At 46.4% G+C, this 25,509-nt stretch carries 24 protein-coding genes; 16 read left to right on the top strand and 8 right to left on the bottom strand.

Going from position 1 to position 25,509, the window contains the following annotated elements:
- Positions 1–83: 83 nt before the first annotated feature.
- From CHA6605_RS17340 to larE, 8 genes are all read left to right on the top strand, one after another.
- A complete protein-coding gene (locus tag CHA6605_RS17340; protein WP_015160711.1) occupies positions 84–1,298 on the top strand; it encodes a glutathione S-transferase family protein in 1,215 nt (404 codons plus the stop codon).
- A 195-nt stretch (positions 1,299–1,493) separates the two neighbouring features.
- Positions 1,494–1,970 (top strand): hypothetical protein, encoded by a 477-nt coding sequence (locus tag CHA6605_RS17335; protein ID WP_015160710.1) that lies wholly within the window; start codon positions 1,494–1,496, stop codon positions 1,968–1,970.
- 352 nt (positions 1,971–2,322) lie between these two features.
- Positions 2,323–2,865: an HD domain-containing protein gene (locus CHA6605_RS17330; protein ID WP_015160709.1), complete on the top strand. Its 543-nt coding sequence runs from the start codon at positions 2,323–2,325 to the stop codon at positions 2,863–2,865.
- A gap of 82 nt (positions 2,866–2,947) precedes the next feature.
- On the top strand, positions 2,948–4,120 hold the full coding sequence (gene dxr / locus CHA6605_RS17325) for a 1-deoxy-D-xylulose-5-phosphate reductoisomerase (protein WP_015160708.1): 1,173 nt from the start codon (positions 2,948–2,950) through the stop codon (positions 4,118–4,120).
- Positions 4,121–4,422: 302 nt separating this feature from the next.
- Entirely contained in the window at positions 4,423–5,346 is a 924-nt protein-coding gene (gene argF, locus CHA6605_RS17320) for an ornithine carbamoyltransferase (RefSeq protein ID WP_041548221.1), read from the top strand.
- Between the two features lie 137 nt (positions 5,347–5,483).
- Complete coding sequence (locus tag CHA6605_RS17315) at positions 5,484–6,122, top strand: radical SAM protein (protein WP_051038919.1); 639 nt, start codon at positions 5,484–5,486, stop codon at positions 6,120–6,122.
- Positions 6,123–6,190: 68 nt separating this feature from the next.
- Positions 6,191–6,997, top strand: a complete 807-nt coding sequence (locus CHA6605_RS17310) for a hypothetical protein (RefSeq protein ID WP_015160707.1) — start codon at positions 6,191–6,193, stop codon at positions 6,995–6,997.
- Positions 6,998–7,043: 46 nt separating this feature from the next.
- On the top strand, positions 7,044–7,859 hold the full coding sequence (gene larE / locus CHA6605_RS17305) for an ATP-dependent sacrificial sulfur transferase LarE (protein ID WP_015160706.1): 816 nt from the start codon (positions 7,044–7,046) through the stop codon (positions 7,857–7,859).
- Here the strand turns inward: larE and CHA6605_RS17300 are convergent.
- Positions 7,856–8,125, bottom strand: a complete 270-nt coding sequence (locus CHA6605_RS17300; RefSeq protein ID WP_015160705.1) for an ArsR family transcriptional regulator — start codon at positions 8,123–8,125, stop codon at positions 7,856–7,858. The two genes, larE and CHA6605_RS17300, sit on opposite strands and share 4 nt — an antisense overlap.
- Positions 8,126–8,228: 103 nt before the next feature.
- Here CHA6605_RS17300 and CHA6605_RS17295 point away from each other — a divergent pair, with 103 nt between their 5' ends.
- Positions 8,229–9,242 (top strand): type I glyceraldehyde-3-phosphate dehydrogenase, encoded by a 1,014-nt coding sequence (locus tag CHA6605_RS17295; protein WP_015160704.1) that lies wholly within the window; start codon positions 8,229–8,231, stop codon positions 9,240–9,242.
- Positions 9,243–9,506: 264 nt separating this feature from the next.
- On the opposite strand, the gene CHA6605_RS17290 is transcribed toward CHA6605_RS17295, so the two are convergent.
- Positions 9,507–10,661, bottom strand: coding sequence for a glycosyltransferase (locus CHA6605_RS17290; RefSeq protein ID WP_015160703.1), 1,155 nt, complete (start codon positions 10,659–10,661; stop codon positions 9,507–9,509).
- A gap of 665 nt (positions 10,662–11,326) precedes the next feature.
- Between CHA6605_RS17290 and clpP the strand changes: the two genes are divergently transcribed.
- Positions 11,327–11,938: an ATP-dependent Clp endopeptidase proteolytic subunit ClpP gene (clpP, locus tag CHA6605_RS17285; RefSeq protein WP_015160702.1), complete on the top strand. Its 612-nt coding sequence runs from the start codon at positions 11,327–11,329 to the stop codon at positions 11,936–11,938.
- A 167-nt stretch (positions 11,939–12,105) separates the two neighbouring features.
- Here clpP and chrA read toward each other — a convergent pair whose 3' ends face one another.
- Positions 12,106–13,242, bottom strand: coding sequence for a chromate efflux transporter (gene chrA, locus CHA6605_RS17280; RefSeq protein ID WP_232432097.1), 1,137 nt, complete (start codon positions 13,240–13,242; stop codon positions 12,106–12,108).
- Positions 13,243–13,489: 247 nt separating this feature from the next.
- Between chrA and CHA6605_RS17275 the strand changes: the two genes are divergently transcribed.
- The gene (locus CHA6605_RS17275) at positions 13,490–14,017 is read left to right on the top strand and encodes a tetratricopeptide repeat protein (protein ID WP_157260022.1); all 528 of its coding nucleotides are present in this window, start codon (positions 13,490–13,492) and stop codon (positions 14,015–14,017) included.
- 122 nt (positions 14,018–14,139) lie between these two features.
- On the opposite strand, the gene hemC is transcribed toward CHA6605_RS17275, so the two are convergent.
- Positions 14,140–15,144 carry a hydroxymethylbilane synthase gene (hemC, locus tag CHA6605_RS17270; RefSeq protein ID WP_041549592.1) on the bottom strand — a complete coding sequence of 335 codons (1,005 nt, stop codon included), beginning with the start codon at positions 15,142–15,144 and terminating at the stop codon, positions 14,140–14,142.
- A 226-nt stretch (positions 15,145–15,370) separates the two neighbouring features.
- Here hemC and CHA6605_RS17265 point away from each other — a divergent pair, with 226 nt between their 5' ends.
- Together CHA6605_RS17265 and CHA6605_RS17260 are read left to right on the top strand one after the other, a co-directional pair.
- Positions 15,371–16,714 carry an ATP-binding protein gene (locus CHA6605_RS17265; RefSeq protein WP_015160698.1) on the top strand — a complete coding sequence of 448 codons (1,344 nt, stop codon included), beginning with the start codon at positions 15,371–15,373 and terminating at the stop codon, positions 16,712–16,714.
- Between the two features lie 167 nt (positions 16,715–16,881).
- A complete protein-coding gene (locus tag CHA6605_RS17260; RefSeq protein WP_015160697.1) occupies positions 16,882–17,430 on the top strand; it encodes a COP23 domain-containing protein in 549 nt (182 codons plus the stop codon).
- Positions 17,431–17,583: 153 nt separating this feature from the next.
- Here CHA6605_RS17260 and CHA6605_RS17255 read toward each other — a convergent pair whose 3' ends face one another.
- Positions 17,584–18,672, bottom strand: a complete 1,089-nt coding sequence (locus CHA6605_RS17255) for a phosphotransacetylase family protein (protein ID WP_015160696.1) — start codon at positions 18,670–18,672, stop codon at positions 17,584–17,586.
- A gap of 224 nt (positions 18,673–18,896) precedes the next feature.
- Here CHA6605_RS17255 and CHA6605_RS36260 point away from each other — a divergent pair, with 224 nt between their 5' ends.
- A complete protein-coding gene (locus CHA6605_RS36260; protein ID WP_015160695.1) occupies positions 18,897–19,025 on the top strand; it encodes a hypothetical protein in 129 nt (42 codons plus the stop codon).
- Positions 19,026–19,077: 52 nt separating this feature from the next.
- Here CHA6605_RS36260 and ebsA read toward each other — a convergent pair whose 3' ends face one another.
- From ebsA to CHA6605_RS17240, 3 genes are all read right to left on the bottom strand, one after another.
- Entirely contained in the window at positions 19,078–19,461 is a 384-nt protein-coding gene (ebsA, locus tag CHA6605_RS17250; RefSeq protein ID WP_015160694.1) for a type IV pilus biogenesis protein EbsA, read from the bottom strand.
- 267 nt (positions 19,462–19,728) lie between these two features.
- Entirely contained in the window at positions 19,729–21,642 is a 1,914-nt protein-coding gene (dnaK, locus tag CHA6605_RS17245) for a molecular chaperone DnaK (protein ID WP_015160693.1), read from the bottom strand.
- 553 nt (positions 21,643–22,195) lie between these two features.
- Positions 22,196–22,687 carry a GAF domain-containing protein gene (locus CHA6605_RS17240; protein WP_015160692.1) on the bottom strand — a complete coding sequence of 164 codons (492 nt, stop codon included), beginning with the start codon at positions 22,685–22,687 and terminating at the stop codon, positions 22,196–22,198.
- A 527-nt stretch (positions 22,688–23,214) separates the two neighbouring features.
- On the opposite strand from CHA6605_RS17240, the gene glmM reads away from it, so the two are divergent.
- A complete protein-coding gene (gene glmM, locus CHA6605_RS17235) occupies positions 23,215–24,606 on the top strand; it encodes a phosphoglucosamine mutase (RefSeq protein WP_015160691.1) in 1,392 nt (463 codons plus the stop codon).
- Positions 24,607–25,061: 455 nt separating this feature from the next.
- Positions 25,062–25,409, top strand: a complete 348-nt coding sequence (locus CHA6605_RS31770) for a hypothetical protein (RefSeq protein ID WP_051038917.1) — start codon at positions 25,062–25,064, stop codon at positions 25,407–25,409.
- Positions 25,410–25,509 lie beyond the last annotated feature (100 nt).

Raw genomic sequence — 25,509 nt, 5'->3', positions numbered from 1 at the left:
CTCGATCGACTCATATCACCATCGCTAAATCCTCGGTATAATGAGGCTAAAGCAACCCTCGATCGCGTAAAATACCTCACCAGATGACTACTACCCCCTTGAGTTGGCAAGAACTAGCAGATCTGGCGAATGCTCGATTTATGCCTTCAGATCCGATTAATGGAGCCACTAACGCTCAAGCTAGATTGCGGCTATTCGGACGCACCGAAGCCGATGTGCGGGTGACACTCTATCGAGACAATCATGCCTGGTGCCCTTACTGTCAAAAGATCTGGCTGTGGTTGGAGGAAAAACAAATCCCCTACCGGATTGAAAAAGTTACCATGTTTTGCTACGGGGAAAAAGAAAGCTGGTACAAACGCAAAGTCCCATCGGGGATGCTGCCAGCTATAGAATTGGACGGACGCATCATCACCGAAAGCGATGATATTTTAATCGCGCTAGAAAAAGCCTTCGGTACCTTAGTTTATGGCATGACCGACCCAGTAGTAATTCCGCTGCGGCAGTTGGAGCGGTTGTTATTTCGGGCATGGTGTAATTGGCTGTGTCGTCCGGCTAATTCGGCACGAGACGAACAGTATAATCGATCGCAATTTGTCAGCGCGGTCGCGATGGTCGAAAAGGCTTTAGCATCTACTCCAGGAGCTTACTTTTTGGACGCGTTTAGCACTGCTGATGTCATTTTTACGCCCTATGTCGAGCGGATGAATGCCAGCTTGTACTACTACAAAGGCTACTCCCTTCTCGAAGAAAATCCGCGGTTTTCAGCCTGGTTTGATGCGATGGAAAGTCGCGAAACTTATCGCGGCACTCAAAGCGATTTTCATACCCACGTCCACGATTTACCACCCCAGATGGGCGGTTGTTGGGAAAACGGCGAACCCCAAATGTTAATTAATAAAGCCAGAGTGGATAATGGCCCTTGGGATGGATTGCCAGATGCCACTTTTGCAGAGCCAGCAGACGCGCGCGCCGAAGCTCTATATCGGACGGTAAAGCACCATGTCAATCTGATTCGCGTCAATCCGGCTAAAGATGATGTCGTAGACGAAGCTTTGCGCTGCGCCCTGACAACGATGATGACGAGCGATATCTGCGTACCGCCACCAGGATCGGATGCTGCCTTGCGCTATATCCGCGATCGAATCAATGTGCCGCGCGATATGTCAATTTATGCCGCCAAGCGGCTCAGAGCTTCTTTAGAAGCCACAGCGGTATTAGTTGGCGATGCTCAAGGTGTACCCATCCCATTCAATCATCGGCGCGACCAAAATCCGGTGGAGTTTACCACCAAGTAAATTATAGTGTCCCGATTTCTGTGCGATCGTCAGCGCGATCGAGAGCCAGTAGAGTTTGCAAAGAAATAGTTCGACGCCATAGTCGTTGCCTGCGATCGCGATCGATCTTTAGGGAATCGAACGATGATAAGGTGTAGTAACATCAGCCAAAGTTTACTTTAGCTAGAAATTTACTAAACCCCGGAGCATCAATAAATGAAGACTTGGTTAAAGATTAGTGTGATGTCGATCGTCAGCGCAGTTAGTATCATCGGTTCGCAGGTAGTTTTAGCTCAATCTTTAGAGACAAGAGCAGAAATTGCTAAGTACTCTAAAGATTATATCCCAGAATTTCAGTCGAGTATTGCCAGTCAATCTGGCAATGCCAAACTCGGTAAAATTGCCGTAAATATGGACTTTGAAAGTTTTGGCGATAATAAAATCGAATTAGAAAACGCCGCCAGACAACTGTTTCATTTTAAAGGAGCAGTATTATTTCTCAATAAAAATCCAACTGCCCGTGCCGCGATCGAAAGTAAAATCAAAGGTATTAAAATCGTTTTAGTTCCAGATGCCAAAGCTAAAAAGATCTCATTTAAAAATGGCATAGTGACGATGGCTTCTAGTTCTTACGAGCTTGGTAAATTTCACACCTCTGAAGATATCAAGAAATTCTTACTCAAAAGCTTGTAAACCAGAGTAGCAAATCTATTGGCTGTCGATCGAACTTTAGCAGACTGGAATATCCTCTGTTATTAGCGATATTAAAATAGAATCACAAACTAGATACGGCAGCTTATCGGTTCGATCGAAACAATAGCTCGTGCTTAAAATTAGCACGAGCTGCCAGTTATAGTTTCGGCATCCCGATCGAGATAGCGACTACATACTCCGATTGAGTTATCCGAGAGTATAATTGTAGTTATTACCGTGTGTGGAACGCTCTCGGTAGTTTGGGGCAATAAAATTGTAGATACATTAGTGAGAATTTTGGAATCTGCGCCATTCTAATAATAACCAGCAGATTCAAAAGATTGAGACGATAATGGCATCAGACTGGAATCGCGATTTATATATTAAAGCTTGTCGATTTGCCGCTCAAGCGCATCTGGGACAACTCATCCCTAGCTCCGACTTGCCATATCTACTGCACTTGAATCTCGTGAGTATGGAAATTATCGCCGCGCTTGGTGTCGAGGCTGGGCACGATGGCGATCTGGCGGTACAATGTGCCTTGCTACACGATACGATCGAAGATACCGATACCAGTTACGATACAATTGCGACTATTTTTGGCACCAGAGTTGCCGAGGGAGTAGCGGCTTTGAGCAAAAATCCAGAGCTAGATAAATCTCAGCAATTGTTAGATAGTTTGCACCGAATCGAACGCCAACCGAGAGAAATTTGGATGGTAAAATTAGCCGATCGCATTACCAATCTTCAGCCACCTCCTATCCATTGGGATGTAGCCAAGATCCGCCGCTATCGGGAAGAAGCAATCGAAATTCACACCCACCTCCAATCTGCGAGTCCCTTTCTAGCTTCAAGACTAGCCCAAAAGATCGAACAATATCCACCTAAAACCTAAAGCCTAATTTAATCGATCGATCCCCGAACGCCGTAGAATGATAGAGATTAGATAACTCTCTAAAAGATCGGCAACATAAATTGTGAAAGCGATTACTTTACTCGGCTCTACTGGCTCGATCGGCACTCAAACCCTAGATATCGTCGAACATAACCCCGATAAATTTCGGATTGTCGGATTGGCTGCGGGGAGTAATGTCGAGATGTTAGCTCGGCAAGTGCGCCAGTTTCGACCTGAAATTGTGGCAATTGGGAATGAAGCCAAGTTAGCCGAGCTAAAAGACACGCTCTCAGATTTAGATTATCGCCCGATTATCGTCGCTGGCGCACAAGGGACGATCGAAGTTGCTGGTTATGGTGATGCTCAAAGTGTCGTTACGGGTATCGTCGGTTGCGCGGGACTCCTCCCGACAATTGCCGCAATTACCGCAGGTAAAGATATCGCCCTAGCTAATAAAGAAACCCTGATCGCAGGCGGCCCTGTAGTACTACCATTAGTCGAGAAACATGGAGTCCAATTACTCCCCGCCGACTCCGAACATTCGGCCATCTTTCAATGCTTGCAAGGCGTTCCCGCTGGTGGCTTGCGCCGGATTATCCTCACAGCTTCTGGTGGTGCCTTCCGCGATCTCCCTGCCGAAAAATTAGCCTCAGTCACTATTGCTGACGCCCTCAAGCACCCAAATTGGTCGATGGGACAAAAAATCACGATCGACTCCGCCACGCTGATGAACAAGGGTTTAGAGGTGATTGAGGCACATTATTTATTTGGCTTAGACTATGACGATATTGATATCGTCGTTCATCCCCAAAGTATCATTCATTCCCTCATCGAAGTCCAAGATACATCCGTCTTGGCGCAATTAGGTTGGCCGGATATGCGCTTACCATTACTATATGCCATGTCCTGGCCCGATCGCATCTCCACTAACTGGGAGAAATTCGATCTCGTCAAAGCTGGCGATCTGACATTTAGAGCACCCGATCGAGTTAAATATCCTTGTATCGAATTAGCCTACGCCGCCGGACGTGCTGGCGGCTCGATGCCAGCGGTACTCAATGCAGCAAACGAGCAAGCAGTAGCACTCTTTTTGTCCGAGAAAATTCACTTCCTAGATATTCCCAAAGTCATCGAAAAAGTCTGTGACAAACATCGCACCGATTTGACTTTAACGCCTAGTTTAGATGATATTTTAGCCGCCGATGTTTGGGCGCGCCAAATGGTAATCGAATTTAGTCAACAATTTACTGCCTAGTTATATAATGCGAGACAAAGTATATATTAACAGTGCAAATTGAGGCTCTAAATTACGATCGTACATTCACTGGCATTAACATCTAGTAAAAACTTCATAACTTAATTTAAGGTTTCCTGAGTAGAGCGATATTAAGAAAGCGATTGGGTGGGTTACAGATTTTTCTTAACGAACCAAATTGTAAGTAATATAATATTAATTGCTACTGACAGATATTGGGGGTTTCAGCTTTCCTGAATCTTGTGATAAGATTGACCCTTTCCATGTTTGATTAACATACTAGTTGTTTGAGGGTCGATCGCATGAGTGGTTTACAGGGTCGAGATTTATTGAGCATGACAGATCTGAGTGCCGAAGAGACACTCGCCCTCCTCCAACTTGCTGCCGATCTCAAGCAAGGCAAAATTAAGCCCAACTGTCATAAAACGCTGGGACTATTGTTCTACAAAGCTTCGACGCGGACGCGAGTAAGTTTTTTTGCGGCGATGAGTCAAATCGGCGGACAGGTAATCGACCTAAATATTGGGGCGATGCAAATCGGGCGCGGGGAGCCATTAGCAGACACGGCAAGGGTGTTAGATCGTTATTTAGATGTCTTAGCGATTCGGACTTTCGAGCAGTCTGATGTAGAGACATTTGCTAAATACGCCCAAATGCCGATAATTAATGCCCTGACAGATTTAGAGCATCCCTGTCAGGTGCTAGCCGATTTACAAACGGTTCGGGAATGTTTCGGACAGTTGGCGGGATTGAAACTTGCCTACTTTGGCGATGGTAATAACATGGCGCACTCGCTGATGCTGGGCTGTGCGACGGTGGGCATGGATATTTCGATCGCCTGTCCAGCTAATTTTACACCCGATCCGCAGATTGTCGATCGCGCTAGATCGATCGCTGCCAGCAAAGGTACGCAAGTGCTAATAACTCGATCGCCACAAGAAGCTGTAAATGGCGCACAGGTAGTCTATACCGATGTCTGGGCGAGTATGGGTCAAGAGACCGAATCAGATGCTCGGATGCCTGTATTTGCCCCCTATCAGGTCAATCAAGAACTATTGACCCTCGCCGATCCTAACTCGATCGTATTGCACTGTCTCCCCGCCCATCGCGGCGAAGAAATTACCGACGATGTCCTCGAAGGGGCAAAATCCAGAGTTTGGGATCAAGCAGAGAATCGGATGCACGCTCAGAAAGCCCTACTGGTGAGCGTCTTGGGTGCTGAGTGAAACTAGATCGAGTCTCTGCTCGATCGCGAGTTTGCGATCGAGCAGAGACTCGGATGCACGCTCAGAAAGCTCTACTGGTGAGCGTCTTGGGTGCTGAGTGACATAAGTCGAAAATTATTTAGGTAGCGACACATTGTATGTTAGATCGCATCTCAATCGAACTGACCAATCAATGCCGCAAACATTGCCACTTTTGCTACAATCACAGCCACCCTACAGGTGCAACCCAGTGGGAGGTAGATGAATTGGTGGATCTTGTCACCGATTGCGCTCTGGCTGGTACCAAAGCCATATCGTTTGGCGGTGGCGAACCTTTAGAATATCCACATTTATGCGAACTATTAGAGCGGTTGAATGGGGTTGTCTTTCGATCGTTCACGACCAATGGTTTATTATTAGATGTCGATTGGATCGATCGATTAGTCCGCGTCGCCCCAGATAAAATCCACATCTCGATCCATTTTCCCGAAAGTAAGCCCGAAGTCGATCGTGTCATCGCCCAAGTTAGCGAATTAGCCGCATGGGGGATTCACTCTGGCGTCAATCTATTAGTGGCTCGCTCCAATCTCACCGCCACCCAAGCAGCCGCTCAACAGCTCCACAAATCGGGAATAAAAACGACGCTTGTGGGTACCCGACTATCTCTACTAAGCACTAGTCTTTCCGTATTGGTGCAAGATGTGAGTAGAGCAAATGTGACAATCGATCGATGGAAGATTGAGAAATCACAACATCAGTCGGGGCGGGTTGATGAGATTGATATTGCCTGTAGTTAAAATTTAATTCAAATCAGCCATCACTGACCAATCGTCCTAAATAACATCAGATCGAGGAGAAAAAGCTCGTGATAGATTTCCCTGCCGCTCATAGTATGGATACCACCTGGTTTGCGATCGATGCTGATGGCTGCGTGGGGATATTTAACTCTGGTGAAGGTGGAGCCGTGCCAGCAGATTTACCGACTGTTCCTGGTGCGATCGAATTTGAATCAGAACTGGTTGAGATATTAATTAGTAATGATGGTCGATTAATCGATCGAGGCTCGATCGATCTGGAGTTTATTCTCCAAAGCATGAGCCAGGAAAATTTACTATTGGGAATTCATGAAAGCGAGCAAAAAGCTCATTCAGATCGAGCTGCTAACTGTGGATTATTTTTACTTTTATCTACAGCAGCAGTGATTTCAGAAATTGAAGAACAAGCATATAAACTGTCTTTTTCGCCGATTATCATTGAATTACACAGAGAAAAAGATTCCATCATCTCGTACACTAGTCACTGTGAAGTAGGCTGGCTGAAAAAAGCGATCGCATCTGGATTAGTATTGGCTGGGAGTAAAGAGTTCGATCTAGAGTATCATCTCAACATATTAGGCTGGTACTCTTATGATTGTCACAAACAGTATCCAGCTACTTACGATCGAGAAAATCCACCGACAAAACCGATCTACTTCAAGGATCTACCACCAGAAATTAGTAACCGGATGAGGTTAATTAATTTCCCGAATTTAAAGTTTGCTGATACTAGTTCCATTCAACCGATCGAACATATGCCCTGCGCTACTTGGGGAACTGAGGAATGGAAAGGTACCGATGGCGAATGGCATGAAGAGTTTCCTGACTATTCACATAGTCCTACAGATTTGATATAATCAAAGATAGTGGCTATCATCCATAGGTAAGATTAACTCGATACGAATGTTAGAACTAAAACTAGAAAAACTTCGCAATCTATTCGTAGAAATGGAGCGAACGTTAATTGCTTATTCGGGAGGGATTGATAGTACCTTAGTTGCTAAAATTGCCCATGATGTTTTAGGCGATCGAGCCTTAGCTGTCACTGCCAAGTCGCCATCATTATTACCAGAAGAATTAGAAGATGCGATCGAGCAAGCTAAATCGATCGGCATTATCCATCAGATTGTCGAAACTCACGAGATGGACAATCCTAATTATGCCTCCAATCCCGTCAATCGGTGCTATTTTTGCAAGAGCGAACTGCACGATACACTCAAGCCATTAGCACTAAAACTTGGCTACAGTTATGTCGTCGATGGTGTCAATGCTGACGATTTACAAGATTATCGCCCAGGCATTCAGGCGGCTACAGAACGGGGCGCGCGATCGCCATTAGCCGAGCTAGGTATTACTAAAATGGAAGTGCGAGAGATTGCTCGATCGATTGGGCTATCGTGTTGGAATAAACCCGCTCAACCTTGTTTGAGTTCGCGCTTTCCTTATGGGGAAGAAATCACGATTCCCAAATTAAATCGCGTGGGAAGAGCCGAGATTTATTTGCGACGATTAGGATATGAAAATGTGCGCGTGCGCTCGAATGAAGATACTGCAAAAATCGAATTACCAGCAGAGCTAATTCAACAATTTGTGATTAATACCGATCTGGTAAAATTAACCCAAGCCTTCCAGTCATTTGGATTTGTATATGTGACTCTAGATTTGGAAGGATATCGCAGTGGCAAGCTAAATCAGGTATTACCTCAATTGGCTAGCTAAATATTTGTCGATTTGGCCAAATGCTCAGATCTGGTGCGATACAGATCGAAGACATGACGATTTTGCTTGCGATAACCAACCAATCTCAGTGCCCGCACGGTTTTACGCTGATGAGATACGGCTGAATCGCTCATATGTAATGCGATCGCCAAATTGCCCACGCACAGTTCGCCACTTGCCAAAAGTGAAATCATTCGCATTCGGTAGTGTCTTGAAATTTTAAGTGACAATAGAGTGACTCGATCGTCATCCATAAAAAAAGTCATTATTCTGACATCGATAAAGTAATAGATGTGTATAGTTTGCGGTACGATCTAGTTTTATCACTGGATATATAACTAGAAATTTAGAACAAGAGGGCAAGAGGCTGTGATTAGAGTAGCGATCAACGGGTTTGGGCGGATCGGTCGGAATTTTATGCGGTGTTGGCTGGGAAGAAAGAATAGCCATATCGAAGTTGTGGGTATTAACGATACTTCCGATCCCCGTACCAACGCACACTTGCTCCGGTATGACACCATGTTGGGCACATTTGATGCAGACATCAGTGCTGATGACAACACGATTACGGTCAATGGCAAGACAATTAAATGCGTATCCGATCGCAACCCCGATAACTTACCTTGGAAAGATTGGGAAATCGACTTGGTAATCGAGTCTACAGGTGTGTTCATCAGCCATGCAGGTGCTTCGCGCCATATCAATGCTGGTGCAAAAAAAGTGCTGATTACAGCACCCGGAAAGGATGAAGACGGTACATTTGTCGTTGGTGTTAACCACCAAGACTACGACCACGACAAACACTTCATCATTAGTAATGCTAGCTGTACTACCAACTGTCTGGCACCCTTTGCTAAAGTCCTCAATGACAACTTTGGCATCATTAAAGGGACAATGACCACGACTCACAGCTACACAGGCGACCAACGCTTGCTAGATGCTTCCCACCGCGATTTACGTCGGGCGCGGGCTGCGGCGATGAATATCGTCCCCACCTCTACTGGTGCAGCTAAAGCAGTTGCTTTGGTATTACCAGAACTCAAAGGTAAACTCAATGGGATCGCACTACGCGTACCTACTCCCAACGTATCGGTAGTAGATTTAGTCGTCCATGTCGAGAAGAAAACCTTCACCGAAGAAGTCAACGCCACTCTCAAAGCTGCCGCTCACGGCCCGATGAAAGGGATTTTGGACTTCTGTGAGTTACCACTAGTTTCGAGTGATTTTAAGGGTACTGATGCCTCTTCGACGATCGATGCTACGCTGACGATGGTCATGGGCGATGACATGATCAAAGTGATAGCTTGGTACGATAATGAGTGGGGTTACAGCCAACGGGTTGTCGATCTGGCTGAAATCGTCGGCGAGAAATGGGTTAAGTAGTAGTGAATAGTGGATAGTGGATAGTGGCTGGCGGGTAAATGCCCGCAGTTAATTCACTTTTGACTTCAAAAGGAAGCCCCATCACATCGTGATGGGGCTTCCTGTTAGATTCGATTAACGCGCTGTTCAGCAAACTATGTAATGTGAGTTCGGGTTAAAGATATTAGCTTCGTTCTAGCACCGCCACCGATTGTGTCTTGTCTAGTATTACAAAGTTCGCGAAGGTGGACTAGGATACCGGAGTTGGTATCCACTATCCACTAGTCACTGGGCACTATCCACTTTTCCTAACGCCTCTGCATACAACTGCTCGTGCAGCTTCACGATCGAGTCTAGATCGTAAGTAGAGATCCGCGCGGAGCCTAACTTGCTCAGTCGATCGGCCTCTTCAGGTCGATCGAGCACTGTGGTCATTGCTGCTGCCAATCCAGCAACATCACCGACATCTACTAGCAATCCACAACCGTCAGCAAGTAAATCTTGAGTACCGCGAATTTTGGTGCCGATAGTGGGGGTTTCTAGTGCTAGGGATTCGAGTACGCTCCGAGGTAGTCCTTCTTGTGCCGAAACGAGAATATTTGCTCTAGCCGCTCTCATTAGTACCGGGATATCGCTCCTGTTGCCTAAAAAATGTACCCGATCTGCCACGCCAAGATCTGAAGCTAGTTGCAGCATCTTTGGTTGCAGTGGGCCACTACCTGCAAATGCTAAATGTACATCCGATCGAGCTAACTTAGCAAAAGCACCGATTGCATCGACATGACGCTTGCGAGTGGTAAATTCGGCCACTGAGAGTAATAAGCGGTCGTTTTCTCTCAAACCTAACTCTTGGCGGACTGCTGCTATGGCTGAGTCGGCCACCGATCGAGGATTGTAATAACTTAAATCTACGCCAATACCTGGCATATACCGAATCCGCTCTGGATCGAGCAGTTGATAACATTGCGCGGCATACTTATCCTCGTGATTGATCGTAACTAAATAGTCCGTCCACTTACCGCCCCATCTTTCTAAATTTATAAATACCGCATTTTTGAGCCGATTGCCACCCGCATAAAAATGAAAGCCATGTGCGGTGTAGATTACCTTAGCTCCTAATTTCTGCCGCAAAGCTCTGAGCGCATATCGAGTCACAAATGCGGCGACTGGGGTATGAACGTGGATAATATCGTATTTTTCGCGCGTGACAATTTCCTGGATTGCCTTGGGTGCAGCTAATAAATTACGCGGATCTAGGGGATTGCGCGACCACTGAACATCCCACACCCGATCGAATCCTTGCTGGCATTCCACCGAAGTTGATACACCACAAGCCATCGCATCTACTTGCCATCCTTGCGAACGAAAATGAGCGGCAAACGGTAACAAAAAGCTACGTAGGGTACTAGGAACAGTCGTAACCATTAAAAGTTTGTTCATATCCGATCTAAACTGGCAAACTAGAGGGAAGAAAATATCGGGGCACAAATTCACACATAACCAAATAGACTCATCCTATCGGCCTTACGTGCCAGGAATCGTCAAAATAAACACTACAAGATGTTCGCTCGATTTACTGAAAACAATAGGTAATATTGCCAGCAAACGCACGATCGATAAATGGTTGAAATGATTTAGATATTGCTGCGATTGGTTGGAAAATTGAACGACTCGATTTGCTCCTGAGTGTCCTTATTTATCTCTAACAGGCGATCTCAACGCATTAAACCCGGTTAGGTCGAATTATCGAGCCGAACTTCAGCAATGGAGAGCGATCGAAGTCACTACCGATCGGTGGACTAGATTGCTGTTTTTTAGTGTCCGTAGTGGTCAAGTATAACAAGCCAAGCTCGTCAGTAGATCGGGGAATTTACGGACTCTTACGCATGATGTGCTGGAAATTTATTGTCAGTTTCATTTAACAGTTCCAATCTTCTAAGTGAATATACATAGCCTTTGTCTAACTATGCTGCGAGCGATTGGAGCTAGATTCAGCCCACGGTCGGCGTTTTCTCTGTTAATAAATCGACTGGTACGGATACCCCTAGACCGGAAGCTGCGAGATTGGGCGATAATAAGAAGAATCGATATATACTGGCACAGTTATGATACCTACCGTCATCGAACAATCTGGCAGAGGCGAACGCGCCTTCGATATTTATTCTCGACTATTGCGCGATCGAATCGTGTTCTTGGGCGGCCAAGTAACTTCGGATTTAGCCAACCTGATCGTGGCACAACTGCTATTTTTGGAAGCAGAAGATCCAGAGAAAGACATCTATCTATATATCAACTCTCCTGGTGGCTCAGTATCGGCAGGCATGGGCATCTTTGATACAATGAATCAAATTCGCCCCGATGTCTCTACTGTGTGTATGGGATTTGCGGCTAGTATGGGGGCATTTTTGTTGAGTGCTGGTGCCAAAGGTAAGCGCACGAGTCTGCCTAGTTCGCGGATCATGATTCACCAGCCTTTAGGTGGCGCGCAAGGACAAGCGACAGATATCGCGATCCAAGCGAAAGAAATTCTCTATATCAAGGGTACATTAAACGATCTATTGGCCAAACATACGGGTCAACCTTTGGAGAAAATCCAAGAAGATACCGATCGTGATTTCTATATGTCGGCTGTCGAAGCCAAGGACTATGGCTTAATCGATACCGTGATCGATCGCCGTGCCACTGCGGTCAATCCACCACTAGCTTTGGTTCAGTAGACTTCGTGCGAAGGTAGAGGGTAGGCTTTAGGCTTTAGGCTTTAGGCTTTAGGCTTTAGGCTTTAGGCTTTAGGCTTTAGGCTTTAGGCATTGAGTGAGGGGTTACTCATTACTCATTCACCCATCTACCCATCTACCCATCTTGATTGAGGTAAAGTGTGACAATCTCAATGATGAGATCGAGCCAATTGTCCTAATAACCCGATCGTGGCACCAACCAAGATCGGCCAGAGCGGATCGACTCGCCATCGCCATATTAACAAAGCACCGATTGCAGCGATCGAGATTGACAGCCAGTCTACCAGTGTCACCACTCCCAATCGATAAGCCACCACGGCAATCGCTCCCCAAGCTCCCGCATTCACCCCATCCAACCAACTTCTAAACCAGACAGATTGGCGTAATTTAGGTGCCCAAAATGTCACAATTACCACAAAGATAAAGCTGGGTAAAAAAATACCAATTGTGGCCGCGAGCGCACCTGCGTGTCCTGCCAGCAAATAACCGATAAATGTCGCCGTCGTAAATAGGGGGCCGGGTGTAACTTGACCGATGGCAATCGCATCGAGCAATTGGGTAGATGTCAACCATTGAGTGCGTTCGACCAATTCGGATTGCAGAAATGCCAGCAATACATAACCACCGCCATAAATCGTCGCCCCAATTTTGAGGAAAATAGTAAATACATCTACCCACGAGGGCTGAGACGCGATCGCAGGCACGATGGCCAAGATCGGCAGATCTAGTTTTGGCAGCCAGACGACTGACAATCCCCCACCCCAGTTGCGCCAATTTTGCCACACCATTACCCCAAATCCCGCTACTAACAGCACGATTAAGGTATTGACATCAAAAACCCCAATTAGCGCGATCGTGACGACTCCAGCGATGCCTGTGGGCAGATTTTTAATCGCACTGATGCGTAATTTCCACATCGCTTGAATGGTGAGGACTACTACCACAGGCTTAATTCCGGCAAACATGGCGATCGCTTGTGGCAAATCGTTAATTCGCTCGTAGACGATCGCCATCCCCCACACGATCGCCATTGCTGGCACGATAAAACATACCCCAGCTACAATTAGTCCCCACCAACCAGCGCGCAGATAGCCGATATAAATTGCCAATTCCGTAGAACTTGGCCCCGGAATCAGGTTTGTCAACCCAATGAGGTCGAGAAATTGCGCCTGACTAATCCACTGCCGCCGAGTGACTATTTCTGCCTCTAGCATGGCAATATGCGCCGCTGGTCCGCCAAAACCGATCGTCCCTAACTTCAAAAAGACTCTAGCTAATTCGGTCAAACGAGGACATAAAGGATACATACCAGATATTCAAAGGATACATACCAAATATTTAAATGTAGATCGGTGCAGATCTCCGCGATTTTGAGGAGCTATTTTCGCAATGGAGATTGAAATCCGCTCTAGGGGTTTAGTTTTTGCGCATAAACTTGGTTTGATAGGGCGATCGCCAGCTTTGTGAGACAGATCGCCCAAAACTAATACAATAAGTTGTAGATTGTATATGATTCAACCTCGATGTATGCCGATGACTAAAAATTTATCGTCTAAGCTAAGTATTTTGGCCGTGATGGCGATCGTCTCGATCCAATCGATCGCCATCGCTGCTCCAGAACCGACCGAAACTGAGACAGCACAACCGACAATCGCCAGCCTTGATGCTGCGCTCAAACAAAATCCCCAAGACATAGACGCCCATTTGCAGCGGGGGATCCTACACGCCAAACTTCAACAAAATATTCCGGCGATCCTGGATTATACCGAAGTCATTCGCCTCGATCCCAGTCATGCACTCGCTTATACCAATCGTGCCGCAGCTAAGCTCAACATGAGAGATTATCGCGGTGCTTATCTCGATTACACTCAGGTGATTCGCCTTTTACCAGAAAAAGCAATTACTTATAACAATCGCGCCGTCGCTCGCCATCAACTCGGCGATTGCAAAGGAGCCATTGCCGATTTACGCATTTCCGCCGAGTTATTTCGACTTCAAGGCGACACTTCCAGTTACGAACGTGCCCTCAACAATTTGAAAGTTTTTCAACGTAAACGTTGATCGGGGATAGGGAATAGGGGTTAGGCTTTATGCTTTAGGGGGAAAGGGTAAAGGGTAATGGCTTTTGATGTAAGCTCAATCCAAAATCCAAAATCCTCTCCCCTGCTCTCAACTCCCAACTCCTAACTATTCGTCTGCTCGTCCAGCACTTTCTTCAAACCGTCTCGTTCGACGAGGGCAAAGATTTCATCGAGAATGGTTTGTGCGCCTTGAGAGCGAAGCCGATGTGCGAGATCTTTGCCGAGTTGTTCGGCATTTATAGCTGCTCCAGTAATTGTATCTGTAACTAGTCTTTGACCGTCTAGACTAGATACCATACCGACGAGAGTCAAATTGTCACCATCGATGGTAGTGTTAACCCCGATCGGGACTTGACAACCGCCTTCTAGTTCGCGGAGGAAGGCGCGTTCGGCATAACAGCGGTAAGCCGTCGGTTGGTGTTGTAAAGTTTGGAGTATTTCTAGGATCTCCGGATCTTCAGTCCGACATTCGATGCCCAGTGCCCCTTGTCCGACCGCATGAAGCGACAACTCAGCAGGAATGAGCTGGTGAATGCGATCGCCAAAATCTAAGCGTTGTAAGCCCGCTGCGGCCAGAATCAGCGCATCATATTCACCAGCATCGAGTTTGGCTAAGCGAGTATTGACATTGCCCCGAACGTCTTTGAAGACAAAGTGAGGAAAATGATGGCGGAGTTGCGCCAATCGCCGCAGCGAAGATGTCCCGATGACAGCACCTGGGGGCAGCGTTTCGAGCTGTGCGCCAGCATGTTTGGCATTGACAACGAGCGCGTCTGCTGGGTTTTCTCGCTCGGTAACACAACCGAGCATCAAACCTTCTGGTAAATTGGTAGGGAGATCTTTGAGTGAGTGTACGGCGAGATCTGCCGATCGATCGAGAATTTTAACTTCTAGTTCCTTAGTAAACAATCCCTTATCGCCAATTTTCGCCAGCGGTACATCGAGAATTTTATCCCCTTGGGTACTCATCATCTCGACTTCAAAGGTGCGATCTGGAAAATGCTTCTGTAATTGGGCTTGCACCCAATAGGTTTGCACCAATGCTAGCTGACTTTTCCGCGAAGCGATGCGGATCGTCTGGGTGGAGTTAGCGATATTAGCAGACATATATAAAAAGCGATTGTTAATCTTGCGCATATAAATACCTCATCTAGGATACAGCGACTAGCGATCGGTTGCTAGGGGAGAAGCGATCCCAACAAATGCTCTGTAAATAATAAATAAGAATAAATAAGAAAACTAAATTAACGATCGACATCTATTCACTATCTACTATTTACTATCCACTAAATAATTTCCTAAAACCTAATCTCTATCCCCTATCCCCTAACTTATGAATTCCTCCCATCACGATCGACACACCGCCGAACTTCACAAAATGCAACGTGCGATCGCGGGGTTGCTGATTTATCAAGATATTTTAGCTGGTGAAGTGGGGCAGGCTCTAGTCGATCTGCTGCAAGCGATCGCCACTGGAGACAGATCTCAGGGAAACGCGCTGATGTGTCTGACTGCTTACGGACGTTTTTTTAGGGCTTTGGCTGCTGAAAATTGTAGTTGGGAAGAATATCTGATCGTACAGATTTTACAAGCAGAAAATCCCTTTAGTTTGAAAGTGCAAAAGATCGCCACTGATGTGTCTTCAGAGTCGCTATTGCAGCCTCCCGGAACGGGAATCGCAACAGACTTACCATCCGCGTTAATAGCCGCAGTGGGACAGGATCTTCAGTCTTTATATACCCTCTATACTTACGGATGCTATATCCCACAGTGGGTACAGCAAGTCGGTGGTAAACCTGTTTGTTGGATAGAGAGCCGCAAGCTAAATGAAAAATCTCCGCTGTTGCAGGATTTTGCCCGACTAGAATGGGGTGAATTAGTTACAGATTTGGCCCGCTATTATCAACAGTCTGGAGTCGGTATTTTTGGGAAGTATCGAGCATTAAAGTGGCAAGAGCGGCTACTTGGTATCGCCCATCCCGACCCAGTGCGGCTCGACGATCTTGTCGGTTACGAACTCCAAAAATTAACGTTAATAAATAATACAAAATCTCTGCTCGCAGGTAAACCAGCTTTAAATATTTTGCTGTATGGCGGCAAAGGTACTGGCAAATCATCGCTAATTAAAGGATTGCTTAATTATTACCCTGATAGCCAACTGCGGCTGGTAGAAGTGAGTAAGTCTCATCTCATCAACTTGCCCTTAATTCTCGATCGCTTGACCGATTTACCTCAAAAATTTATCATTTTTGTAGACGATCTTTCGTTTGAAGCTGATGATGAAGCCTTTAAATCATTAAAGGTGGTGCTCGAAGGCAGTGTCACAGCCAGACCGTCGAATGTGGTAGTATATGCCACATCCAATCGCCGTCACTTGGTCAGAGAGTACTTTGCCGATCGACCCAGACCTCAAGATGCTGATGAGATTCAGATGTGGGACACGGTTCAAGAAAAATTATCTTTTAGCGACAGGTTTGGCATTACACTCACCTTCGAGCCAGCCGACCAACCTCAATATTTAGAGATCGTCCATCATCTAGCCAAATCCGCACAATTGCCTATCGATCGTGACGAACTCGAAAAGCGTGCCTTACAATGGGCGACAAGACACAACGGACGATCTGGTCGCACCGCACGGCAATTTATCGATTATCTGCTGGGGGAAGTTGACAGTTGAATTGCAACTGCGATATCTCTACGGTAGAGGCACTCTGAGTCGTTGCCAAGCTAGTCCGCTCGATCGAGTGACGGTCTAAAGTAATTATGACAATCTTCCGAACTCATGCGGAACTTTGGTCTGTTTTAGTGTTTCTTTAATGTAGTAATCGATCGGAGTGTAAAATTATGAAATCTTTGCAAATAGCGACTACGGCCACACATCGCCTATTCGCGATCGGTTTGGCCACTCTAACAGCAGTAAGCGGGATCGGTCTATTTGCAGCATCGAGTCCGGCTTTGACCGCGACGACTAGCTTTGTCTGTGGCAAAGCTGAAGGTAAACCAGCAACTCTGGCTAGAACCAAGAAAGGGGACGTCCCGATTGTGATTTGGAGTTCAGAAGGATTTAGTGATTCCGGATTTACACCGCAAGTCCGATGTCAACAAGTATCGGCTAGATTTCAATCTTTATATCGCAGTGGTCAGTTAAAATATATTACTGCTGGCACTTTAAATAATCGGCCTGTGGTCTGTGCTACCAAAGAAGTTACTGGCACTTGTAACGCTCGAAATCTGTTATACACTCTCAAACCCAACTCTGACCCCAAACAGGTAATTGTCAGATTGACAGCCATCCGCAATCGCGCTAGTTCTAGAGGGTTAGAAGAAAGTGCAGCGGTGCCCACTAATACGACCAACTCGATCGAGTTAAATTGGCTGGATGACGAAGAATAAGGGTAAGTCTACGGTGTAAATCTAGTTACTATTTTGGCGGGGAGCGGGGAGTTGCCGATCGAGCTATAACGCACTGTTTTTGCAATCCAACTATCTCTGTTCCCCTGCTCCCCCCTCTAGCATTTCATCCCCAACCCGAGCACCGCCGGAAACTCAAATTCCTAACACGGACATCAGGCGATCGATATTGCAATGATGGCCGAATAACTCGCGGGCGCAATTAATTTTAATCGGTTCTTGCAGGCGCACCTGACCGAAAGCATTATCGATGATTTCTACAGTAGTTAGAGTATCCAAATCTACCGACAGAATGGGGATTTCTAGGTCTTCAGCACGGCTGACGATAAAGGGCTGAGGTGCAAGGTGTCCGGTTAAAATCAAGCACTGTGTAGAGGTTTCTAGCGCGGCTAGTTGAATATCAGCCCGATCGCCGCCAGTGACGACGGCCATATTATTGCCCCGTCGAAAATATTCTAAAGCCGAATTGACATTCATCGCGCCGATCGACAGACTTTCGACCATTAAATCTAACCTGTCAGGGCGACATAAGATTTCGGCATGGAGTTGTGAAACTAATTGCTTGACGGTAACACTCCGTAATAAGCCATTGCGATGAATGACCCCAAAAACGGGGATACCCAACCGTTCTAAATAGGGTACCATTGTCGTCTGAACGCTCTCTACCCGATCGCGCGGGATGTCGTTGATCGTACAACCTAATAATCTTTTGCCAAGCTGCTGCTGCGCTGCTATCAGCAGATCGAGCGACGATAACGGATGGTAGCGGTTGACCAACAACACGCCTGCATCTAAAGTTTCCGCGATCCGATCGATCGCCAGATCGAACAGACTTCCCTCATGAAGATTGGCACCACCCTCCAGAATGACCAAGTTGCCTGGGAGCTGGCGCGTGCTATCTTGAAGTAATTTTGGATAATCTCGATCGTCGATTCCAGTCAGTCGATCGTGAGTATGTGCCGCATCCAATACCAACAGTGGCGATCCCAATCGATCGGCAGGTAAGGATAAGGCTTGAGCCATTAGTCTCACGTCACTATCGAGCGAGCTATTGGGGTCGAGTACGTTTCCAGTAACGACTGGTTGAGCGTAGGCAATCTCAATTCCTTTTGCCTGCAAGCGATCGGCAATTCCCAAAATCGTTGCCGACTTACCACTACAGCCTTCAGTCGAAGCTACCAGCAAGTATTTCATAGCCATCCCCACACAATTATCCCTAGTCATTTAACTATATGATGCAATAACTTAGTAATATCTAAAATCGGCGATGCCGATTATGTCTCTGGTGTCCAGGATGAATTACTATCTGCAAATGCTAACCGTTTTTACGAGGAGCGAGCAGTTGTTTGTCCAGCAGGAGAGCGATCTGGCTATCCTACTTAGCGACTGACACAGATGAATTAAATTACCGTCGATCGCCATACTAGTCTAGGTTATCCGCGATCGCAATGACTAGTATTTGGGGAAAAGATGTTCCCACTCAGAATTTGATGAGCGTCAGCACGAAAATGAAGATGGCCGGATCGGAACCAGAGCGATTGCTAGTCATCGATCTTTGTGAATTGGCAACTGCTTGATGGCGGCAGAGCTAGAGGGTGAGAATCGTGGAGATCGGGCTATTAACCAGTGCTAGTCATCCATTTTCATCAGTTTATGATAAAAATACTGGGGGAAATCTGGAGTATTAGTATCGCGGATATTAACCAGCCAATCGATTAGGTAGCCGATCAACTCAGAATTCATCAGGTTGATATCGTAGGTGAGATCGGCATTATCATCAAACATCATCGTGCATCTAGTCAGATCGCCAGGTAAATTTTGGATTACCCAATTGATGACGTAAGGAATTTTCTCGCCACCTTCGATCGCCCGATAACCGCCGAGTCCGCCTTTGTGGTAAAGCGTGATTGCTTTGGGCAAGACGTTCCGTTTGGCAGCGGATTTCATGAAATATGGAGCGTACAAATTAACCTTATCTGGCTGAGCGGGAATTATTTCATCAAATAAATTCATCGGTCTAGAAAATTGGGGATTGGGGATTGGGGATTGGGGATTGGGGATTGGCTTTAGAGTATTCGAGTAGTTAATACTGCTGGAAAAACAAGGACGACAGATGGGGACAGCAGACTCCACACATAGCAGGATTTTCCTAATCCTCAATCCTCAATTCCCAATCCAAAATGGTATGAGCTTAGTATTCACCATTTTGGATGGAGATTTACAATTTATGCAAAAAAACCCAGTTTCTCAGGGAAACTGGGCCAGCTTGGCTACAAATTACTATTTAGTTTCGGAGAATTCGGCATCGATAACATCGTCACCACCACCAGTCGTGCCACTGCCAGGAGGAGTACCATCGTCACCAGCATCGCTACCGCCACCAGCATTAGCACCTGCTTGAGCGTAGATATTACTACCGATCGCCATTAAGGTTTGCTGAACTTCGGGACTCAAGCGTTGGATTTCGGCATCATCTTCTTTAGCTACAGCTTCTTTGAGTTCTTTGATTAAGCCTTCGAGCTTGGTTTTGTCTGCTGCGGGGACTTTATCGCCGAGTTCTTGAAGTTGTTTTTCGGCTTGGTAGGTGAGGGAATCAGCCTGATTCTTGCGATCGATTTTCTCGCGGTTTTCCTTGTCGGTGGAAGCATTACTTTCAGCTTCGCGCACCATCCGTTCGACTTCGGTCTTATCGAGGGTAGATGCACCAGTGATGCTGATCGACTGCTCTTTACCAGTTCCCTTATCTTTGGCGGTAACGTTCAAGATCCCGTTGGCGTCGATGTCGAGAGTGACTTCGATTTGGGGAACGCCACGAGGAGCCGAAGGAATACCGTCTAGGCGGAAGGTACCCAGGCTCTTGTTATCGCGAGACATTTCGCGTTCGCCTTGAAGAATATGGATTTCAACGTTGCTCTGTCCATCTACCGCTGTCGAGAAGGTTTCAAACTTCTTAGTCGGAATAGTGGTGTTACGAGGGATGATCTTGGTCATTACACCACCCAAGGTTTCAACACCCAAGGATAGAGGAGTAACGTCAAGCAAGAGGATATCTTTGACTTCACCAGCCAAGACACCAGCTTGTACCGCTGCACCAATGGCGACTACTTCGTCAGGGTTGACTGTCTCGTTAGGCTCTTTACCTAAGAGGCGTTTGACTAGTTCTTTAACTGCGGGAATCCGAGTCGAACCACCCACCAAGACGACTTCATCGATTCGAGTTTTATCGATTTTGGCATCTCTGACCGCATTTTCGACCGGGACGCGACAACGATCGATCAAGTCAGAACAAATTTCCTCGAATTTAGCCCGAGTTAGGGTCATTTCAACGTGTTTTGGCCCATCTTGAGTTGCCGTGATGAAGGGCAGGTTGATTTCGGCTTGAGTCACGCTAGAGAGTTCGATCTTGGCTTTCTCAGCAGCTTCAGTTAGACGTTGGAGAGCTTGACGATCTTTGCGTAAGTCGATGCCTTCATTTTTCATGAAGGTCGTCGCTAAGTGATCGACAATTTTCTTGTCGAAGTCGTCCCCACCTAAGTGACTATCGCCAGAAGTTGCGAGCACTTCAAACACACCGTCGCCGACTTCGAGTACGGATACGTCGAATGTACCGCCCCCAAGGTCAAAAACGAGAATTGTTTCGTTGCTCTTTTTGTCTAAACCGTAGGCTAGTGCAGCAGCAGTCGGTTCGTTGATAATCCGCAGGACTTCAACCCCAGCAATTTTTCCGGCATCTTTGGTAGCTTGACGTTGCGAGTCGTTAAAGTAAGCTGGTACGGTAATTACGGCTTGGGTAACAGTTTCACCCAAATATTTACTCGCATCATCGACTAATTTTCTTAATACCTGAGCGGAAACTTCTTCTGGCGCGAATTTCTTGCCCAATCCAGGGGCTTCGATTCTAACGCTGTTGCCATCGTTGACGACTTTGTAAGAGATTTCAGTGGCTTCTTGGCTTACTTCGTCAAATTTGCGACCGATAAAGCGTTTGACGGAGGAGAAGGTATTCTCTGGGTTCATCACCGCTTGACGTTTGGCGATTTGACCGACCAAGCGATCGCCATTTTTCGCAAATGCGACAACAGAAGGGGTAGTGCGGAAACCCTCGGCGTTAGCGATTACGGTGGGTTTGCCACCTTCCATGACGGCAACGCAGGAGTTGGTAGTTCCTAAGTCAATGCCAACAACTTTTCCCATAAAACTATAACTACTTCCTAAATAATGACAACAGTTTGAATAATGGCAACAAGCGCAGTGGGCAAGTCACACGAATCGATATTACAGAATTGATCCCTATCTTTGTGCCAACTGAGCCTTTTTTGAAGGGTGGTTTTCCGTACCTCTCCGATGACTGGCGGTGCGCGATCGACCGTTATCTTAATGACTGGCTCAGTTGATACCTCTCTACTGTATGTGACTTATACCAATGTCGAAATTGAGGCGAACCGTATAGAGTAGTGGTGCTTACCGAAAGAGCGCAGCGTCGAGCAGTGGGAAGATCGAGCGGAAATTGACCGAATCTGAAGCAATACTGTTTGGTTAGACACTCAGACAGCGGTTGTGTCTTGTCTCGACCGAAATCGCGCTAAACCGTCGGAAAACAAAGGCGCGATCGCGCCGCAAACCGCCGCGAATGTGGCAAAGTCCGCCTGCTCTGCGAGACGCTACGCGAACGCGGACTAAAACTAGAGCAAATACTTACCTAACCAAACAGTATTAAAACAATGATGCGATTTTGGTGAACTACAACTTAGCTATCGAGGCGATCGCCGACGATCGAGAGATTACTGGCAGTGGCTTGCATCGCCAGGATGTCATTGGCACTCCAATCAAATGTAGATTGACAGTGATGCGCCACTAGCAATCCCCACAATTTTAGATCGCTTAAAATTGGGACGACTAAATTGGCTTTTACTTGCAATTCTCGTAAGAAGTCTCGATGACAAGATTCGATCGGCTCTGACTCAATATCGGCGATCGCGCGAATTCTACCATTTTCGTAAAGTTGACTATATTCACTATTAAAACATTCATCAGCCCCACTCGAAATGAGAATTGACAATTTGCGATCGCTCAACGACTCAAATGTCACTTGCCCGATTCGCTCGGAATTAAAAGAATATAATACTACTCGATCGACAGTAAGAGTCTGGCGCAATTCATCGAGAATCGCTTGAGTTAAATCGTCTTCTGCTAAGTACAGACGCAATCGATCGAAGGTTAGTGCTACTGATGACTTCATAACTCGTGCATTGGTTGTTGATTTTGATGCAGGCTCGGGACTGAAATTCATTAGTAAAACCCACTAGTATTCAAGTCAAATTTCAACAACATAGATCGCATTACGCAAGAGTTTGGCGTAGTTTTAGAGCGAAATGGAACGATGAGATGGGGGCATCGATTTTTTAATGGCACCAGTTGTTCGCTGAGTGAGAATATGGCATGAGTCGGAGCCTTGGAGAACTGTCAGTTCGCAATACTGCGGTTGGAGATGATGAGGAGGATATTTTTAACTCCCAGTGCAGCCATTAGCCACCTGAAGTTAATTTTAGAATCGATCGATAAATCTCCACAGTCGTCTCAAGTAGCAATATCCGACAATTCATCGTACTGGACATCCGTCGTAAGTTGGTACAAGGACGGGAGCGATTGCGCCTGCTTTAAACTTTAGCGAATAAAATCGTGCTTTACTGACGACGATCGCTTGAGTATTGCCACCTTGAGTAATATGATTTACCAAACGAGCGATAATGTCCCATCAGTGTATATATGATTACATCTTCCCCGATCGAACAGCTCAATCTACCTAATTCACCCTTATTTGGTACAGACGGAATTCGCGGTAGGGTGGGCGATGTCCTGACAGCAAATTTGGCTCTAGAAGTGGGATACTGGGCTGGAATAGTATTGCGTCAGGCCGCTGAGGATGTCGGGCCGATTGTCATCGGTCAAGATTCGCGCAATTCTAGCGATATGTTAGCCAGTGCGTTGTCAGCCGGACTGACTTCGGCAGGGATTGAAGTCTGGAATTTGGGATTGTGTCCGACGCCTGGAGTCGCACATTTGACGGCGACTAGCGATGCGATCGGCGGCGTGATGATTTCGGCCAGCCACAATCCACCAGAAGACAATGGCATTAAGTTTTTTGGGTCGGATGGCACTAAGTTAGCTAAGAACTTGCAGGCGGCGATCGAGGCCGGAATTAGAGGACAATCGGGGGCGCATGTCGAGCCAGAAAGATGGGGTCATCTCTATTTCACGCCAGAATTAATTACGCAGTATGTGGAGGCAATGAAAGATTCCCTCTTACCAGGTACGAGTTTAGCGGGGATGAAAATCGTCCTCGATTTAGCATCGGGAGCGTCGGTAGATGTGGCTCCCAAGGTTTTTACGCAATTGGGGGCTGAGTTAATTTGTCTCCACGATGAGGCCGATGGCGATCGGATTAATGTCAATTGCGGTTCGACTCATTTAGGGTCTCTCCAAGCCGCTGTCGCTCTCCATCAGGCAGATCTGGGATTTGCCTTCGATGGTGATGCCGATCGAGTATTAGCAGTAGACAATTTGGGACGCAAAGTTGACGGGGATTATATTCTCTATTTCTGGGGTCAACATCTCAGCCAACTGGGACTGCTCCCAAATGAGGCGATCGTCACCACAGTCATGGCAAATTTGGGCTTCGAGCGGGCTTGGCAAGCTTCTGGCGGTACGGTAGTCCGCACGGCGGTAGGCGACCAATACGTCCAAGCTGAGATGGCGAGCTGTGGGGCGATGTTGGGTGGCGAGCAGTCTGGGCATATTCTCTCACCCCAGCATAGCGTCAGTGGCGATGGCATTCTCACTGCGCTGCATGTCGCTGCGATCGTTCAACAGTCGGATAAATCTCTAGCAGAGTTAGTAGATAGCAGTTTCCAAACCTATCCGCAGATTCTCCACAATGTCCGCGTAGACGATCGTGAAGCACGGCTCAACTGGGCAAAATGTCAACCCTTGCAAGATGCGATCGCGGAAGCAGAAGCAGAGATGGGTGACACCGGACGGGTACTCGTGCGCGCTTCGGGTACCGAGCCATTAATTCGGGTAATGGTAGAAGCCGAAAGTATGCAAAAGACCGAATACTGGACAAAATATCTAGTCGCGATCGTCGAACAACATTTCTAGTAGGATTTCGATCGAGGTAGTTATCGCATTTACAGATTGGCTGAATCGATGCCCAATTCCCGCAATTTGGCAGCCAATTTTTCTGCTTACTGCTGAATATCGCTAGCGCATTGTTTGGCAGTATCCGCACGTTGTTCGGTGGCTTGGCGAAGATCTCAATCGATAAAACTCAAATGAATCTCTAATGAGTTTTAGAAAGTTCGATCGTATCAGCAATTCTTTGACATACACCCTCAAAATCATTAAATCAGTTAGCAGCTCATCCTGGTATCTCTGTATTTATCCAAGGAGTGAATATTACAAAAACCACTCATAAATTTCCTTTTAATGTTGCCGCTCACTATCCGAAAGAACATCATGGATTGCCGATTACTGAAGGATGATTTCTATTAACAACTCTTCCAGATATTAACTCAGCCGTTAAAGCTTATGCTGCTCGCTTTCAAATCGAGGAAATGTTTCATGATTACAAGTCTCATGGATTTAATCTAGAATTAACTCAGCTTACTGGTTCGAGATTTGATGCTTGGTTTCTATTATTAACTTTAGTCTATAGCACCGTTATATTAAAGAGTGTTTGCACTCCTAGTTTTCATTCCAAGTATTTAGCTAGAACGTCCGAACCCCAACGTCAATATCATCGTGCTTCGATGTTTACTATTGGTAAGCTCGCTCTGTTTTCATACTTCGGTTGGGATTTTATTCCTGGCTTGATTGCTCGATATATTCGACTCAATCGCCATAAAATTGACTTTTACCTTTGTAACCTCAATATCTATAATCCCGATCGTGTCAGGGTTTAAGGGGTGCTTGTCACCCCTTCAGAATAGATAGACAACTCGATCGTTATAATTTGTGGGCAAAATTCAGTATTGAAATAGGATCTTTTTTTGAAACCTTGCC

This window comes from Chamaesiphon minutus PCC 6605 (assembly GCF_000317145.1).
GTDB classification, from domain to species: Bacteria; Cyanobacteriota; Cyanobacteriia; order Cyanobacteriales; family Chamaesiphonaceae; genus Chamaesiphon; species Chamaesiphon minutus.
The sequence above is the reverse complement of the archived record's forward strand: the minus strand, read 5'-3'. Positions and strand labels throughout refer to the sequence as shown.